The 14,724-nt window shown below is 58.4% G+C and carries 19 protein-coding genes and 1 pseudogene; 8 read left to right on the forward strand and 12 right to left on the reverse strand.

The window, feature by feature from the left end; translation table 11 throughout:
• Positions 1-547: 547 nt before the first annotated feature.
• The 4 genes from P3C39_RS28605 to P3C39_RS28620 form a co-directional block, all read right to left on the reverse strand.
• A complete protein-coding gene (locus P3C39_RS28605; protein ID WP_013525250.1) occupies positions 548-1,078 on the reverse strand; it encodes a DUF1003 domain-containing protein in 531 nt (176 codons plus the stop codon).
• Positions 1,079-1,118: 40 nt separating this feature from the next.
• Positions 1,119-2,156 (reverse strand): alpha/beta hydrolase, encoded by a 1,038-nt coding sequence (locus tag P3C39_RS28610; RefSeq protein WP_275954849.1) that lies wholly within the window; start codon positions 2,154-2,156, stop codon positions 1,119-1,121.
• 201 nt (positions 2,157-2,357) lie between these two features.
• The gene (locus P3C39_RS28615) at positions 2,358-2,657 is read right to left on the reverse strand and encodes a DUF488 domain-containing protein (RefSeq protein WP_275954848.1); all 300 of its coding nucleotides are present in this window, start codon (positions 2,655-2,657) and stop codon (positions 2,358-2,360) included.
• A gap of 32 nt (positions 2,658-2,689) precedes the next feature.
• A complete protein-coding gene (locus tag P3C39_RS28620) occupies positions 2,690-2,902 on the reverse strand; it encodes a hypothetical protein (RefSeq protein ID WP_013525248.1) in 213 nt (70 codons plus the stop codon).
• A 740-nt stretch (positions 2,903-3,642) separates the two neighbouring features.
• Between P3C39_RS28620 and P3C39_RS28625 the strand changes: the two genes are divergently transcribed.
• Entirely contained in the window at positions 3,643-3,933 is a 291-nt protein-coding gene (locus tag P3C39_RS28625) for a hypothetical protein (protein WP_013525247.1), read from the forward strand.
• Positions 3,934-4,027: 94 nt separating this feature from the next.
• Here P3C39_RS28625 and P3C39_RS28630 read toward each other — a convergent pair whose 3' ends face one another.
• The 3 genes and pseudogenes from P3C39_RS28630 to P3C39_RS28640 form a co-directional block, all read right to left on the reverse strand.
• Positions 4,028-4,312, reverse strand: coding sequence for a hypothetical protein (locus P3C39_RS28630; RefSeq protein WP_013525246.1), 285 nt, complete (start codon positions 4,310-4,312; stop codon positions 4,028-4,030).
• Between the two features lie 525 nt (positions 4,313-4,837).
• Entirely contained in the window at positions 4,838-5,071 is a 234-nt protein-coding gene (locus P3C39_RS28635) for a hypothetical protein (protein WP_013525245.1), read from the reverse strand.
• 68 nt (positions 5,072-5,139) lie between these two features.
• Positions 5,140-5,855, reverse strand: a pseudogene (locus P3C39_RS28640) (SOS response-associated peptidase).
• Positions 5,856-5,930: 75 nt separating this feature from the next.
• On the opposite strand from P3C39_RS28640, the gene P3C39_RS28645 reads away from it, so the two are divergent.
• Positions 5,931-6,164: a hypothetical protein gene (locus P3C39_RS28645; RefSeq protein ID WP_013525244.1), complete on the forward strand. Its 234-nt coding sequence runs from the start codon at positions 5,931-5,933 to the stop codon at positions 6,162-6,164.
• 10 nt (positions 6,165-6,174) lie between these two features.
• Positions 6,175-6,420 (forward strand): hypothetical protein, encoded by a 246-nt coding sequence (locus tag P3C39_RS28650; protein WP_013525243.1) that lies wholly within the window; start codon positions 6,175-6,177, stop codon positions 6,418-6,420.
• A gap of 553 nt (positions 6,421-6,973) precedes the next feature.
• Here the strand turns inward: P3C39_RS28650 and P3C39_RS28655 are convergent.
• Positions 6,974-7,840 (reverse strand): RNA ligase family protein, encoded by an 867-nt coding sequence (locus tag P3C39_RS28655; protein ID WP_086081394.1) that lies wholly within the window; start codon positions 7,838-7,840, stop codon positions 6,974-6,976.
• 463 nt (positions 7,841-8,303) lie between these two features.
• On the opposite strand from P3C39_RS28655, the gene P3C39_RS28660 reads away from it, so the two are divergent.
• Both P3C39_RS28660 and P3C39_RS28665 read left to right on the forward strand, forming a co-directional pair.
• The gene (locus P3C39_RS28660) at positions 8,304-8,552 is read left to right on the forward strand and encodes a hypothetical protein (protein ID WP_245265376.1); all 249 of its coding nucleotides are present in this window, start codon (positions 8,304-8,306) and stop codon (positions 8,550-8,552) included.
• Positions 8,553-8,661: 109 nt separating this feature from the next.
• Entirely contained in the window at positions 8,662-9,057 is a 396-nt protein-coding gene (locus tag P3C39_RS28665) for a response regulator (protein WP_013525240.1), read from the forward strand.
• A 71-nt stretch (positions 9,058-9,128) separates the two neighbouring features.
• On the opposite strand, the gene P3C39_RS28670 is transcribed toward P3C39_RS28665, so the two are convergent.
• Together P3C39_RS28670 and P3C39_RS28675 are read right to left on the reverse strand one after the other, a co-directional pair.
• Positions 9,129-9,470, reverse strand: a complete 342-nt coding sequence (locus P3C39_RS28670; RefSeq protein ID WP_013525239.1) for a hypothetical protein — start codon at positions 9,468-9,470, stop codon at positions 9,129-9,131.
• 127 nt (positions 9,471-9,597) lie between these two features.
• Positions 9,598-9,939, reverse strand: a complete 342-nt coding sequence (locus tag P3C39_RS28675) for a hypothetical protein (RefSeq protein WP_013525238.1) — start codon at positions 9,937-9,939, stop codon at positions 9,598-9,600.
• Positions 9,940-10,238: 299 nt separating this feature from the next.
• Here P3C39_RS28675 and P3C39_RS28680 point away from each other — a divergent pair, with 299 nt between their 5' ends.
• The 3 genes from P3C39_RS28680 to P3C39_RS28690 all read left to right on the forward strand — a co-directional run bounded on the left by P3C39_RS28680 (position 10,239) and on the right by P3C39_RS28690 (position 12,231).
• The gene (locus P3C39_RS28680; RefSeq protein ID WP_245475839.1) at positions 10,239-11,135 is read left to right on the forward strand and encodes an Abi family protein; all 897 of its coding nucleotides are present in this window, start codon (positions 10,239-10,241) and stop codon (positions 11,133-11,135) included.
• 517 nt (positions 11,136-11,652) lie between these two features.
• Entirely contained in the window at positions 11,653-11,844 is a 192-nt protein-coding gene (locus tag P3C39_RS28685) for a hypothetical protein (protein WP_082827649.1), read from the forward strand.
• Positions 11,845-11,967: 123 nt separating this feature from the next.
• Positions 11,968-12,231: a hypothetical protein gene (locus P3C39_RS28690; protein WP_013525235.1), complete on the forward strand. Its 264-nt coding sequence runs from the start codon at positions 11,968-11,970 to the stop codon at positions 12,229-12,231.
• An 872-nt stretch (positions 12,232-13,103) separates the two neighbouring features.
• On the opposite strand, the gene P3C39_RS28695 is transcribed toward P3C39_RS28690, so the two are convergent.
• Together P3C39_RS28695 and P3C39_RS28700 are read right to left on the reverse strand one after the other, a co-directional pair.
• Positions 13,104-13,358, reverse strand: a complete 255-nt coding sequence (locus P3C39_RS28695; protein WP_084016218.1) for a tyrosine-type recombinase/integrase — start codon at positions 13,356-13,358, stop codon at positions 13,104-13,106.
• Positions 13,359-13,432: 74 nt separating this feature from the next.
• Positions 13,433-14,578, reverse strand: coding sequence for a PHB depolymerase family esterase (locus tag P3C39_RS28700; RefSeq protein WP_064995301.1), 1,146 nt, complete (start codon positions 14,576-14,578; stop codon positions 13,433-13,435).
• Positions 14,579-14,724 lie beyond the last annotated feature (146 nt).

Consider the following 14,724-nt stretch of genomic DNA (forward strand, 5'->3'; position numbering starts at 1 on the left):
TGAAGCTGTGGGGATCCAGCTTCCGATGCCGGGCAACAGGCGATTGTGCAAGAGGGATTGTCCGGCGCGGCCCAACGCAGGATGGACAGAATGTTCCGGGAGTTTTGGTGAGGCGAAAATAATTGGCCAAGAGCCAGAAGCACGGCGCAGGATACGGCATGTAAGACTTGCCGGCGTGCGATCCAGTCAGCAGCTCGGGCCAAGATCCGAATCCTGGATGTGAGTTTCTGGACCTTGCTGAGCATTTAAGAGTTGAGGTACGGCCGTTATGATCTGCGGCAGAAAGAAGGGCTTGGTGATCATATTATGCTGTTGGGAACACCTTCGGCTCCCCAGTGTACCTCGCTATCGCCGCTGATACGCTGCCGCGATCGATTGACGTCCTGAGGTCGCCTTGGACAACGCCAAGACGGGCTTGGTGCTTCGACAGCCAAGTGCCAGACGATGAGGACGATTGCAGGCCTACAGCAGCCGCGCGAATGGTTTCTCGCTGTAAGCTCGTGTTGGGTTGGTACGCTGCGGCGGCTTGCCGGCGCGGTCGCTTTGATCAAGCTTCCTGCTGATCTTCAGAAGCCTGCTGGATTTGGGTCATCACCTTTCGGGGATCGACATTCTCTGCCAGTTGCCGCAGCTCTTTGTCGGCCGGGGTGGAGACATTCAGACGCACCGCCAAGGCAGCCACCATCTCGATCAGCCGCGTGGTTTCATGTTCGTTAAGGAGGCTGATCTGCAAATCCAGTTCCGCTCGGCGCTCGCTGTGTTCGGCCATTCTGTTCTGATTGATCAGCACGAAGGTAGACAGGAAGATTGCCTCGACGGAAGCGACCATGGCCAGGATCACGAAAGTTGGGTCCCAAGCTGGGATGGCTGGCATCGCGCCTAGGTTTGCAAGGATCCAGGCCACGAGGATTGCGAGATGCAGATAGACGAAAGTCATGCTCCCCGCGAAGCGCGAAATAGCGCCGGCAATCCGCACCTGAACGCTTTGGTGCTCCTCCTGTTGTCGCCTGTGCTCGACCAGTGCCTCTATGTTCTGGTGGAGCACCGAATGCATGTTGGCTGGACGTTGGTCGCTCATTTGGAAAGCTCGTTTGAACGACGATCTGGTGCAAGCGGCGTCACTTGTCGCCCGCCTGGAACATTTGCGGAGCCGGACCTGGCTTGAACTCGTCGGCACGCAGCTTACGTCGCTGCCGACGGTTCGATTGGGAAAGGGCGTGCCGTGCTGAAATCGTGTGCACCATACCGACTACTGCCTGCGGGGCGCTCTGATGAACCATATGGCCAGCGCCCGGAATCACCTCGAGGAGAGACCCACCAACTTCGCCATGCAGGCGCCGTGCATTCCGTTCCGCATCGAACAACCGGTCTCCAGATCCCGCCAGGATGCCGGTCGGTACGGAAATGTCCTTATAGCTGGCCTTCTCCGACCGGGCCGCGGCCAGCATAGATGCTGACTCCGAACAAACCGCCCCCAGTTGGGAAGGGCGGCTGGCGGCATCCTTGGCGGATGCGGCGAAGTCGCTGGCGATCATAGCGGGTCGAAATATCTTTTCCATTGCCCAAGGCCAGGCAAGCCTCACAAGCAGCGGCAACAAGGTGTGGCGAAACCCCGTTCCGATCACCGGCAATGCCGGGAGTGCGGCCAGTGCAAGATCCAGCCGCGGTGGCGGATAGTAATAGCCTGAGACAAGCACAATGCCAGCGACCGATGAAGGATGCCTGCGCGCCAACTCGAGGGCGATCCAGGCTCCCCAGGAATGTCCAAGCACGAGATATTTCTTAATACCCAATCTGCCGGCGGCGGCATGTATGAGGTCGGCTTGGTCGCAAGCGGACCAGCGCCGGGTGCGCGAACGTGAGCTTCGCCCAAAGCCGGGACGGTCAAATGCGAGCACCCGGTAGGTCTTTGCCGCCTCATCGAAGACGCCGCTCGACTTGAAATCCTCCGCCATGGATCCATGCAGGAGAAGCAGCGGCATGCCGGTTCCGGCTTCGATAAAATGCAGGCGCAGACCATCAATTGCCATCATACGTCCGCATGTCAGGCTGGCGATCGCACGTTTGGCGCGGATGGCGTTGTATCCCGCTAGTGCCGCTAATGCAGCGACGGACAATCCGGCCGCTAGTTTCGCCCCGTCTCTGTCCAACGCCATGCGCGTGCCTCAGAAGCTGTCTGCGTGACCCAACCTTCGAGGTCACAGCTTGTTCCGCCAGACCCTGTGCCTGGCGCGGAAGGCTTTTCAACGTCTGGCGATCGCCATGGCCGCGATCTTGCAATGATCCATGCTTGCGTCCGGAGGAGATGCTCTCCGGGATAAACGATCGTTCCATCATCGCGCACACAGCGCCTGGCGTCAGGCTGGCCTCCTCAGCATGACCGGCCCCAAGAGTATGCATGACGCGTTCGCCTTCTCCAGCAGGTAGTCGGAAATAATGCGGCGGTGGCACCGCCACCAGACGGCTTCCGCGCACATGATTGGGCAGCGATGCCGGCTGCTAAGCTCTCGCAGTTCCGCCAAGCCTTTGGCGAACGGCTCCGCCGGTGAGTGCTGTCTGCTAACGTGGCTCTCTTTGGAAAAGTAAGCCCGCTGCCTGGGCGGGGGGCTTGGGGTTAGGCAGCGGGCTTCGTAGGCGATTAGGGGTTCAGAACCCACGCAAACGATGCTCTCAGAGTGTTAACGAGACCTTAACGAAGCTCGGAGCGTTTTACCAATCTTGGCGACCTGTGGATAACCCTCGCAGTTACGCGTTCAATGACAGAGTTGAGGTCGACGGCTTCGCGGTCATGCTGTTCTTCGACAGGTTCCGCCTGCATGTTCGGATCACCATCCATCTCATCCAGAAGGGCTATCATGTGCTCGATCGTCGCCTCGACCCGGCACCGGAAGAAGGCGCTCATTGCTCGCTCCATTCGATGTGGACTGTACCGCCGAGTTCTCGTATTCCGCGCACAATGGCATTGTAGTCGACAAAGCCTCGGGCGCCCCTCCAGTTTTTGTGACGGAAGTAGCGCTTTGACCTCGCAAATTCGTCAAGTTCGGCCATGGTTACGTTTCGTCGCGAACATTCCGATCGAAGTTCGTCGAGTAAAGCAAACCAGTAGGCTTGTAGCGAACTTTAGGGCGGGAAAGACCCAGGGCGCTGCCTCGGCAGCATAATTTCTTGAGGCTGTGGTCAGGAAACGCGGCGCAAAGCTCTGACGCACTTGCTGTCCGATCGAGTCTCCGAAACAATGCATCACTTCTTGCCGTCCAGATACGGCGCCTCTTAGCTATGTCTAGTGTCTGGCATCGTGTCGCCAGGGCGGCTTGGGTGCGATGTGGCAACGCCTTGCGCATGGCCTTGTAGTCTGGATAGAGCGAGCGGCATATTTCTGTCTCCGCCTCGGTCCACAGTGGCCAGCCGCCGTTGCCGATGCCGGTTCTCTGCATACGCTGTGAATGACGCTGTCCCTGGACCGCATACTTGGTAAGCTCAGCAAGGTGCATCTCATGTCCTTTCATCCATTGATGCCCGCCCAGGTGAACCGTGATCCCTGCTGCCAATCCAACCAGGATAATTTTGCCGCGTTCCCCGATACCCCCGTTGTTCAATTGAATTGCTGTGTATTATTCCGCTGTTGTCTTTAGGATGAGAGCCATGCCCCTATCATCCTTCGCCAAAGAACTGGAGAACGCCGCCGATAGCATCGCCGACATGTCGCGAGGGGATCTTCAGATCATGCTTCGGCGCGCTGCGTTGATGCTCCGGAACGTCGCCGGCCTCCCGCTAGAGCCAGCAACACAGGACGCACTGAACTCCATTGCCGCTGAAATGAAAATCGGCCGGTCGGAGCTCATTCAGATCGTCTTGCGTGAGTGGCTGGAAACGAATGCTTATCTACCAGTCCGGATGATTGACGAGGAAAGCGAGACCGACGGGAGCGCTTAGCAACATGGCTCGCAAGGGAATGGCCCGCAGAAAAAGGCCCGTCCCTAAGGACGGGCCAAATACGTTTCGGGAACAATGCCTAGAGCGGTTATTCTCAGCCGCCCATCTTCTTGGCCATGGCACAGAAATCAGCGTGCGACTTGTTGAGCGTGGTGTCGCCGCAGTCTTTCAGCACCGCCTTTTGTTCATCCGGTTTCATGGACATCCATGCGGTCTTGAAATCCGCTTCCGACCTCAAGGTTTTCATGCCGGCATCCGTGAAGAAAGGTGACATCTTTGCAGGATCATCGAGCGCGGAAGTGGTGCTGCTGCCAGCCAGCGCTGAGCCCGTCATCACTGCGAGCGCCATCGCGCCCATCGTAAGCATTTTGATGCTCATTTTTACCTCCGTTAGTTCTACACGCGCAAAATCGCGTGACCTGGGGAAAAAACGTCGGCGTCTGAACTCTGTTCCCGCATCTCGCCGATTCCGCATCGGCAGCCGTCTGACCGCGCTGATGTCGTGGCCGGTGCAGTGAGCAGTCCATCGTGCGGCGACGGACCACTGCGGCCAGCCTAAAGTGCGATCGGCGAACGCGGGCCCATTAACCACCTTCCTGGATAGATCGGACCCCAATGGGGATGCGGGGAGTTTACCTTGCATGGAAAATCACAAGCACAGATTCTATTGTCATATTGAGCGCGACGGATTGTGGGGAGTTTGGGATTGCGTCGCCAACAGGCCGGCAAGGTTGGGCGGTGGCGACGTTCGCGGTTGCACTGCCCAACGGGCTGAAGCTGCGGAACACGTCCTCACGAGAATTTACGACGGCGGACTTGATGCCGTCGCTATCCGCATCGCTGGCATTGTCAGTTCTGCGGGTTCGGCCTGATCGATCCCCGGCAGCCAGGCGCTTACCCAGCCTTAGGGGGGCAGCACCGGTCCAGTGGTGTTCCACCGGATGAACTCGACCTCTTTCCCGGTGACGTCCCGCACGGCCTTCAATAGCACCTCGTGCAGGACGCGCGTCTGCCTGTAGTGGTCGCAATGTGGTGATATGAACGGCTTGATGATGCTTAGGTGCAGCGCTTCCGCTGCCACCAGGAAGCGCTCGATTTCAGCCTGTGATAACTGCTTTGAGGGTTTTGACCTAGCCATTGCGACACCTTTTGAGAGTCGCCCCACCTGAGGACAATATTCCTACCGCGACCGTTCAGTGTAAAGGCTCAAACGTCGAAAAGGTCGTTTGGTCCCACGCCAATTTCGTCAATGATGTCCGGCGTGTTGTTTCGCGGGCTTCCGACCTTCCTGTCGATCGGCCACATCTTCATCAGCTCCGAAGGATATGGCTTCATGAGGTCGCGTGGATCCAGTTCCGGTCCGAGCCAGCGCATGTAATCGGCAGGCGCCAGAATAACCGGCATCCGATCATGGATCGTCGCCATCAACGTATTGGGCTCGCAGGTGACGACAGCGAAGGTCCGGATCAACTCGCCGGTCGCCTTGTCGGCATATTCTTCCCATACTCCAGCCATGGCAAAAGGCTCGTCCTCCGTCATCGCGATAGCGTAAGGCTGCTTTTTCGTGCCCGAACCATCGAGCTTTTGCCATTCGAAATAGCCGTCGACGGGCACCAGGCAACGGCGCGCGGCGTATGCTTTTCGGAACATGCCGTTGCTGGCAATCGTCTCGCACCGCGCATTGACAGGCGGTGGCCGCCCGCCGCCATCGCGCGCCCAGCCGGGAACCAGCCCCCACTTCGCAGAAAGGAAACCGGCCATGCTCGTGGAAAGCTCTTCACGTACAATGATTGGATAGGTCAGGCTGGGCGCGCCATTCCAGACCGGGAACCCGTTGCCCGCTCAACGTCGCCAGGGTGCGCGAACTCGAAGCGCCGCACCATGTCCGGGATGGTCGATTTGACAAAAACGCGTCCACACATTCAGGTCGTCTCATTGACAAGGATCGAGGCCCGCCCAAGATGGGAACGGAGTGAGAACGTATCAAGGTTGTGGTGATGCCGAAGAAGCCAAAGGACGTAATGCTGCCAGCGGTCTCGGGCGTCACAATCGAAATCGATGACCGCGATAATCCCGAGGTCTGCCTTGTCGGGCTATTGACTGCCGAGGGGAAGCGATCCTTCACCCTGAGCGAAAACGGCGCTCGGATGATGGTGAAGGCGTTGCACTCATTTCTCGATCTCCTCGACGGATCTACGTCCGAGACAAAGCCCAAAGGCCCCGCCAACTGAGAACGCAGATATGGTCAATCCGCCCAAGCGACAGGACGATTATCAGGACCGAGCCATCGACTGCCAGGAGGCCATGGAGCCAGGCTTTCAGGTGATTGTCGATTGCATGCTGGAGGCGGGATGGACGCGAGGCGAGACATTGCGGGCGCTGAAACGGCTCATAGCGGCCGACAATATGGCTCAGAAAGAGAACGCTAGGCTGGAAACGCAACTCGCAATTGCGCGGGCCATGTTGCGCGCTGGAAAGCCGATTTAAGGTCTGTTGACCTGTTGGGCGTCCCTTGGCCAATGCGTCGATTGCCACCGGGTGCATAAACTCTTGCACCGACCTGGGAGGAACATGCGTCCGCAGTCGAAGTTCGGAATGCGCTTGGTAAGGAAATCTCCTTGAAACAGCCAAGCAAGGCCCGCCGCTGGCTTCGAGACCCGGTGGCGGGCCACCCGCGATGAATCTTTTTCGTAGGGCTGGAACCTGTTTCTGAGATCGAAGTTGGAAATGTGCTTGGTTGAGATTCCCCTCCTCAAATCCAAGCTCTGGTGCAAGTGCAAGGCCCGCCGCTGTAATTGTGTCCTCAGCGGCGGGCTTACTTCGTCAGGCGCTCCACGGTCTCAATGATCGCCTTGGCCAATGCCTCGCCTTCATAGATCGGGCTCTGGGCCATAGTAGCCCGTCACCCATTCCTCGCTAGGCAGCACGCCGGCACGGCATACCTGCTCGATGGCCATTCGGACGAGCTTCAAGGCTGCACGCTGATCGACTGCCACAGGGGAGTTGGGTTCGACGTTCACATGGTGGAGCGGCCGGGGCGTCATGCCTTAGCCTCGCGGATCGCCCGCAAAGTCGCATGGCGTAGCTTGTCCTCGCGCTTAAGGGTCTTCACTCGTCCGACAAGGCCAGGTTTGATCCATTCAGCGTCGGGCTTGTCCGCGCCTTTCGGGGGCGTGCCTTTCCCCTCCTGCACCTTGGCCCACAGGCGTTCTCGCATGGCTTTGGTCAGCGCGATGTGAGCCGATCCGACGTAGCGGCGTTCCGCATCGCGGGTTGCCATCAAAGCGAGTGGTGCCGATCCCGGTTTTAGCTGCACGCCTGCCACTTCAAAGTCGACTTCCTCGTAGCATTTGGTTTTCAGCCACGCTTCGGTGTCGCCTGACCGATAAACGCTATCAGGCCGCTTCGACACCATGCCCTCCAGGCCCATGCGATCAACCGCAGCGTAGAAGTCGGCCCCGCCGCCATGCACATGGTGACTGTACTGGATCACGCCTTTGGCAGGCCCGACGAGTTCGAGCAGCTTTTCCCGACGTTCCAGCAGAGGTGCTGGGCGCAGGTTGACCCCGTCCAGGTGCAGTAGATCGAAGGCGACGAAGATAATCCGATCCGGCGCCCATCGCATCGCGGACCGCAGCGAATGGAAATCCGACACGCCCTTCCCGTTGAGGACGATTGCCTCGCCGTCGATGATTGCCGACTTGGGGGAAAGGGTTGCCGCCGCCTCGACAATCATCTTGTACGTCGATGACCAGTCATAGCCTCTTCGCGTGATCGCTCGGGCCGTGCCGTCCTCGATTATGATTTGCGTCCGGTAGCCATCGTACTTGATTTCGTGAATCCAGTTGTCCCCTGTCGGCGGCACCTCGACAAGCGTGGGGAACATTGGCCGGATGAACTTCAACATACGCGAACTCGGACTGACCGAGGTTAAATTAGATTAAGCTAAAATGGTTGCAAAGGGATGACACGCGCAGAACCCGACGCGTTGGCCAAGCACGACGGGTCGCAATTAGGGCGGCTACATCCTGAGAATCGACCGCCACTGTGCCAATAAGAATAGTTCCGGCTGTTCGAAGATCGTACTGCGCGAACTAGTCCATGAGGTTTAATTGCTGCGCTGTCGTTTTGCGAGTAGCGTAAACTTTGGGCACTAGGCCCACCCTCGTGCCCAGATTGGTCGGCACGGTTCTGTCACCGTCGCTTGGTATCTGACCGTGTCGACCACCATCCTGTGGCGTGCCAACCCCGCCCGCCAGGCCGGCGTCCATCTCCGAAGCACCCCGCCAAAGGGCGCCGGCCACTGAGATATCGTTGATCGCCGCTCCCGCTCTTGCTATGTTCACGCCATGGGATGGACGTTTGGTTCATTGATCGAAAGCGGCATGCGGGTGACGGCGCATTGCGCCCGCTGCAATCATTCCCGCACGCTCGACCTGGAGGCGCTGCGCGAGCGGTGCGGCGCTGATGCGCCAGCGATGGCCGCTGATCTCGCGCCTAAGATGCGCTGCTCGAATTGCGAACAGCGAAGCGTCGGTTTCAGCTACACGCTCGACCCGACGAAGCATTCCGGCATGGGCGTTTCGAATCCTTACGCCATGGCTAAGGACGGGCGCTGACCAAGCCACCTGCTTCCAGTGCCCTAAGCACAGGCGTATGCTTCTGCTCGTTTATTAGCTGTGGCTAAAGTGAAGTTGCGCCTGCAACAGGGGCTGTGCTAAGTGGGGAATGGACGAAATCCCGGTTCTGGTCGTTGAAGACGAGCCACTAATCCTGCTGGACCTTGAGACGGCTTTGGAAGAGGCTGGTTTCCGGGTTGTCGGGGTGACAACAGCCGAAGCGGCTATAAAGGCGTTTGACGAAGCGCCGGTTAGCAGCTTGATTACGGATATTCGACTTGGTCCTGGTAAAAACGGGTGGCAGTTGGCCAGAGATCTTCGGGGAGTGAACCCCGCCATCCCCGTGATTTACATCAGCGGCGATGGCGCGCCCTATTGGAGTGCTGAAGGCGTTCCGGAAAGCATAATGATCAGCAAGCCGTTTGCGATACCTCAGATCATCACGGCCTTGTCTATCCTGCTAAATCGACAGCATCCGACCCGACCGGGGGACGAGGTGGCTTAGAAGCATTCGGGCATGGGGCAGGCGAATGCTTATGCCAAGGCCAAAGACGGGCGGTAGGCCAATCCGGCTTGTCAGTACCGGCAAACCTGAACGCGTTCCAGCACCCGGTGGTGATGGTGCCAGTGCCTAACCCACTTCACGCGGCAATGGTGACGATGCCGGAAATAGTAGCGATGCGGGTAGCGGGCCACGTAGCCAGGATAGCGGGGGCCGTAGTAGCGGCCGCCATAGTCGTAAAACGGACCTCTGCCGTAGAAGGGGCCACCGCCGTAAAACGGGCCGCCGCCGAACGGGCTGAAGCCGCCGAACGGACCAAAAAAGCCGATGCCAGAACCGAAGTGTGCATCCGCAGGCGCGACCGCGGCTGCGGCGCAGGCGATGGCAATCACGGAAGCAAGGAACAGTTTTCTCATAGCAACCTCCCTGAGGTGCCTTCACCCGAGAAACTTCCGCAGGAACCGAATGTTCCCGATTGCTAATATTCTCTGCGCGCCGTCACCTAGCCAGACGTTTTTGCCGATTCCGCAGCCTCAGTTGCCGTCATACCTTCGACTTTCGCCAGCCAGCCCACCAAGCATCCCATTGAGAGCAAAACCAGCGCTCCCCCTTGGCCGGGTTAACGACCGTTTCGTCATAATAGCGCTGACCTGGCATGTGATAGATACGGTCGCCTGTTACGCTGATATTGCCCTTAATGTTGCATCCACTTGGCGAGCTAGGGCTACCCAGACGGTGCACTGTGGGAAGGGGATGCTGTTTGGCTTGCGGCGGCATGAGATAGCTTGCCCCGGCAACACCGCAAAGCAAAACTGGGATCAGCGCCCGCTGCTCTAACAGCGAACGCCTACGCCGCATTATAGGCTTCTGTTTGTGGACGCCCATAACCCTCTCCCCATGGGAAGAATGCGACTCTTGCTTGTTGGAGTCCAGATGGCGCTACCCAGCTGTGGGGGAATGGCAGGGCCATTGGCAATTGGTCAGTAACCAGCTAAGTATTTATTTCGTGAACACGCGGTAGGAGGGGAAATCGCGTGACTTGACATTACCGGTCAAATCACCCACCTACAAGGTCGACACGGCCGGCGCCCCTGCAATGCAAGCGTCGGCCTTTTTATTTTTCATGCCATATCAAGCCATATTTGACGATCCCTCAGCGGCGTACGCTGCTGGAATCGAGGGATATGGCCGTACCTGATGTGCCGAAAGCTGAGGAATATTTACAGCAAATAGGGTACTACCGGCTCAGCGCATATTGGTATCCGTTTCGCAAACTGGTTCAGCAGCAAGACAACTCTTTCGCACTCGGCAATGCGTTTAAAGCGGGTACCCAGTTCAAGCACTCGACGGACTTGTACGCCTTCGACAAGGGACTTCGGCTTTTGGTACTCGATGCAATCGAACGCATCGAAATCTCCGTTCGAACAGAGGTGGCGCTTTCAATTGGCCGGCACGATCCTCGTGCCCAATGCGAACCAGCTCTGCTTGATAAGAGATTCACGACTGCAAAAAACCCCGCCTTTGTGGACTCGATGCATACGGGATGGCTTAGAAAGCTAGATGAACGAGCGGCGACTTCCAAAGAGGAATTTGCCGTCCATTTCAGAACCAAGAATCCGGGCGAAACGATGCCCGTTTGGATCGCAGTCGAGTTGTTGGATTTCGGCCCACTATCCCCCTTCTTGTCGGGGATGCGGTACTCAGACGTACAAGCAATTTCTGCGAGCTATGGTGGCCTGCGCCCACTCCTTATCAAGTCATGGACGCGGTCACTCAGCGGTATACGGAACGTTTGCGCGCATCATTCTCGGCATTGGAATAAGCCGCTCGTGGATCAACCGGCTTTGCCGAACCATGGGGAAATCCCTGATCTCGACCACCTATCGCAGATGGCTGGGGCTAACCGCAGGCTCTACGCGGCTTTGGCCATAATGAGGCTGCTACTGAAACAAATTAATCCGCGAACCAATTGGGCCGATCGGTTGAAGACTCATATGGCGCAATTTCCTACAGCACCAAACATCAAGATCGGTCACGCGGGGTTTCCGGCGAATTGGGCCGCTTTGCCACTTTGGAACTAGCGACCTTTTCGCCCTTCGGCGGCCGCGACTTCACCACCTTTTTCGACACGCGGTCAAAGGCTTCCTCTGCCTCATCGGTTTCAAGTTCCCGTGCTACTCTCTGAAACTTTTCGTGTTGAGTCTCTTTTGAGTCTTTGGTCATTTATCTGTTTTTCCTGACGCGCCAGACTACGAATACGTAGCCTATATTGATGAAGCCGGTGACCCTGGTATCCAACGAGTGCGCCCTATTATCATCCGCACGACGGCATTCCAGCCGTAGGATTTGCTGCAACGCCGGTAACAGTGACCTCCAGGCCGAGCGTACCGAGCGCGACCGAGCAATCCAGGGATGCCGCGTCAGTCGCATTTTCGCCTATGACCGTCTTCGTGATCGCCCCTTCGGTTGCCAGCGTTCCAGAAGTGTGCGCACCACGCCGGTCCAGGAACTTCTCCTTCGCTTTGTACATTTCGAACGTTGAAGCGCTTTGGGTGCTATGATTTGTTGGTGCCTTCGTCGTGTGTGGGAGTGCGGGCCGTGGACGATGACCAAAGGGCTGGTGTTCGTATCGAACACATCGACGGCCAGTGGGCGGTACAACTCGTCGAGAATGGTGAAACCACCCAGCATCTTTTCGAGACCGAGGAATTCGCGAGGAACTTCGCCGCCGGTCAGTGGCTAAGGCTAAACCCGAAGCCTATTCCCCCAATGCGCCGGCGACGCCGTTAGAGCGCTAAGCTTAAAAATGCTCTTTCGCGGATGCTGCACCGGGGCCGGAACTTTGATGCAATAGCGAAGTTCGAGGAAGGAGATGCTTTCGCAACAGGCGCCACTTCACGAGAGGCCGGAGCAATGGTGGACAATCTATCTCGCAGGGAAGAACAACGCGGCACGCGAAGACTCATGGCGTGGGGCGTGGCGGTTATTGCCGTCATTTTCCTAGGCCTAATGGCATTCTTTGTACTCACGCCTTTATCGAACGGCTCTTGGCAGACGGCACCGTTCAAGCGTGCTCCTGTGCAAAACCAGGGCGGTAATGCGCCAGTGGATACGTCACCCAGCCCGGGCGTGAAAAAAGACCCTCAGGAAAATACTGAAATGCCGGAGCAGCAGTAGTAGGTTCCGACCCGCTGGCAAACTTTTTCCGGGGCCGGGCGGCGATCTTGTCGAACACGTCCTCTTCCTCTGCGTCACGAATGGCCTTGGTGTCGCCTCCAAGGATCGGGACCGGCCTTCCCTCGATTGATGAGCTTACAAAATCGCCCAATTCGGAGGCCTGATGCTACACGTGTGTCGGCACAAGCGAATCTGCACAGCAGCTATGCACGATCCACGATTGCAGAAATCGCTGGGCAGCGGGTAGATTTTGATTGTCGGCCATCTACTCCTCCCAGATGCGATGCCGGCGCTGAATGAGGCGCACCTCCTCCCGCGCCACATTCGAAAATCGAGCCCGCTGCCACCTCCTCCCGGCAGCGGGCTTTTTTTGTCTTCGCCAGCAGACACAGTGGCAAGCATCCGCGATGGCCTGCGAAACCATCCGTAAACCATGCCAACACGGTAAATATTTTATGTCGAACCGATCGGGTTGCAGGAGGTTGTGGGCGGGTCTGCAACAAAGAGGCCCAGCCGATCCATGCACCGCTTACCCATCTTGCCCGCCCTGTTGATCTCCTTCGGGATTGCCTACGGAATTTGCGTCTGGGCGACGTCGGATAAGCCGGTCAGCTTTTTCGAAGCCCAAGCGGCGTCGCAAATGCGTGGACCTGTCGATCGCTCTGAAAAGCTGTAACGACACGGAAGGTGGGGCCGTCGGTCCTATTATTCACATGGTCACCTTCGTGCACGAGCGCGCGGGCAAGCGCCTCACGGCAATGGCGTAGCTCGAGTTGGGCTTAATAGGTTTCGGAGCGCCGTGGCTTTGCCATCGCCGTGCCACAGCTTCTCGCACGGTTGGCCCCAATGCCTCGGCCACGCGCCGAGCGGCGTCATCGGCGAATGATGTCCGCTACATAGGACGGGGCTAGATGAGCACAGTGCTTCTCCACCATTCGGGTGTCGCTGTGACCAAGGGCCTGCGCCACGATGATCAACGGAGCGCCATTTCGAACCATCGTGCTGGCATAGGTATGCCGCAGCTCATGCAGCGTCACATCCGCCAGGCCGGCCTGTTTCAAGAGCGCTTTCCAGGGCCGATGGTAAACAGCCCTGGCCCAAACGACGCCGCTGTCTTGGGTAAGCAGGGGCTCACTGCCTTATCGATGGTGGGCTCTTGGTTCAGCAGGGTCCAGACAAAGAGCTCCTCCGCCACAACAATTCAGCGCATCAACCCCGCCGCGCGCAGAGCATTTTCCATGACCTTGGAAATCCCACTTGCCGGACCGCGCGCACTGGCTCGCTCCGGCGTGGGATCGATACGGACTGCCCGCGGGTTTTCCGTTGGTGCAAAGGACTGCAATGCGCCTGAAGCGACCTCGGCTTTGGCTTTGCGTCGCACGTCCGGCTTCGTCAATTCCCAGAAGCGGGCGATGTGGCGTGTCGAGGAAATCCCAACATCCAGCATGAAAGGCCCTGCGTCGCCGAGACCATCGCCGCCGCCAGTTTGCAGTGGCGTTCCATGGCCCATGCCGGCAATGGTGAACGTCTCGACTACCTCGCGCCCGTTGCTGTCGCTCCAGACCTTCCGCGTCTGGCCGTCGACCTTCTCTATGCGTGTTGGCTTTTCGCCGAGATCGTGCACGCTTTGCCACTGCGCCAGGACTGCATCCGCATTGGCAGGCACAACAGTCGTGTCGGCCGAGCCCTGCCATACCGAAATACGCGGCCACGGACCCCTGTGCGGCGAGGCCGCCCGCAACAGCCGCTGGAGGTCGGCTTGGGACGGACCGCCATGGCCGCGCATGCGGTCGAAGGCTTCGGAGATCGTCGAGGCACTTCCATAGGCGAGCCCGGCAATGATCGCGCCGCCGGCAAACAGTTCGGGATAGTCCGCCAGCATCACCGCCGCCATAGCGCCGCCGGCGGATAGACCTGTGAGAAAGATCCTCTTGCGATCGAGGCTATGCGTAACCACTGCCGCCTCGATCATCTGGCGGATGGACAGTGCCTCGCCGCTGTCGCGCCTGATATCGCTTGGTACAAACCAGTTGAAGCAAAGATTGGGGTTGTTGGCGCGCTGCTGCTCTGGGAACAGCACCGCAAAACCATGCTCGGCGGCGAGCTCGCTCCAGCCGGAGCCATGATCATAGCTGGCCGCGTTCTGGGTGCAGCCATGCAGCACGACGACCAGCGCCGCCTGCCGGGCCAGGTTCTTCGGAAGATAAAGCCTCGCGCGCAAGGCTCCGGGATTGGACCCGAACCCTGTAATTTCGGACAAGTGAGCGTCGTTCCGTTCCCCGGATCCAGCTGCTGGCCGCGCGTGCATCGCGCTCAGGCGAGCGATCGTATCGGATATATTTCGCAAGTCGGTGTCCTTGTGCGCCGGAATGGCACGGTCGTGCACAACGCGCATGCAGCAATATCGTTGCTGCGATGCACAAGAACAAGCCGTCCCGTCCGTGAACCTATAGATTGAATTGCGCGCTCGGTGACGCGAACTCAGAGGCCCAG

This window comes from Mesorhizobium sp. XAP4 (genome assembly GCF_029269325.1).
Lineage (GTDB): Bacteria > Pseudomonadota > Alphaproteobacteria > Rhizobiales > Rhizobiaceae > Mesorhizobium > Mesorhizobium ciceri.

Excerpts from the sequence above, each read along its gene's own strand:
- P3C39_RS28690 (WP_013525235.1), top strand. The coding sequence starts at position 11,968 with ATGGTGGACAATCTATCTCGCAGGGAAGAACAACGCGGCACGCGAAGA.
- P3C39_RS28620 (WP_013525248.1), bottom strand. The coding sequence starts at position 2,902 with ATGAGCGCCTTCTTCCGGTGCCGGGTCGAGGCGACGATCGAGCACATG.
- P3C39_RS28635 (WP_013525245.1), bottom strand. The coding sequence starts at position 5,071 with ATGGCTAGGTCAAAACCCTCAAAGCAGTTATCACAGGCTGAAATCGAG.
- P3C39_RS28625 (WP_013525247.1), top strand. The coding sequence starts at position 3,643 with ATGCCCCTATCATCCTTCGCCAAAGAACTGGAGAACGCCGCCGATAGC.
- P3C39_RS28610 (WP_275954849.1), bottom strand. The coding sequence starts at position 2,156 with ATGGCGTTGGACAGAGACGGGGCGAAACTAGCGGCCGGATTGTCCGTC.
- P3C39_RS28670 (WP_013525239.1), bottom strand. The coding sequence starts at position 9,470 with ATGAGAAAACTGTTCCTTGCTTCCGTGATTGCCATCGCCTGCGCCGCA.
- P3C39_RS28630 (WP_013525246.1), bottom strand. The coding sequence starts at position 4,312 with ATGAGCATCAAAATGCTTACGATGGGCGCGATGGCGCTCGCAGTGATG.
- P3C39_RS28655 (WP_086081394.1), bottom strand. The coding sequence starts at position 7,840 with ATGTTGAAGTTCATCCGGCCAATGTTCCCCACGCTTGTCGAGGTGCCG.
- P3C39_RS28650 (WP_013525243.1), top strand. The coding sequence starts at position 6,175 with ATGGTCAATCCGCCCAAGCGACAGGACGATTATCAGGACCGAGCCATC.
- P3C39_RS28680 (WP_245475839.1), top strand. The coding sequence starts at position 10,239 with ATGGCCGTACCTGATGTGCCGAAAGCTGAGGAATATTTACAGCAAATA.
- P3C39_RS28665 (WP_013525240.1), top strand. The coding sequence starts at position 8,662 with ATGGACGAAATCCCGGTTCTGGTCGTTGAAGACGAGCCACTAATCCTG.
- P3C39_RS28675 (WP_013525238.1), bottom strand. The coding sequence starts at position 9,939 with ATGGGCGTCCACAAACAGAAGCCTATAATGCGGCGTAGGCGTTCGCTG.
- P3C39_RS28645 (WP_013525244.1), top strand. The coding sequence starts at position 5,931 with ATGCCGAAGAAGCCAAAGGACGTAATGCTGCCAGCGGTCTCGGGCGTC.
- P3C39_RS28605 (WP_013525250.1), bottom strand. The coding sequence starts at position 1,078 with ATGAGCGACCAACGTCCAGCCAACATGCATTCGGTGCTCCACCAGAAC.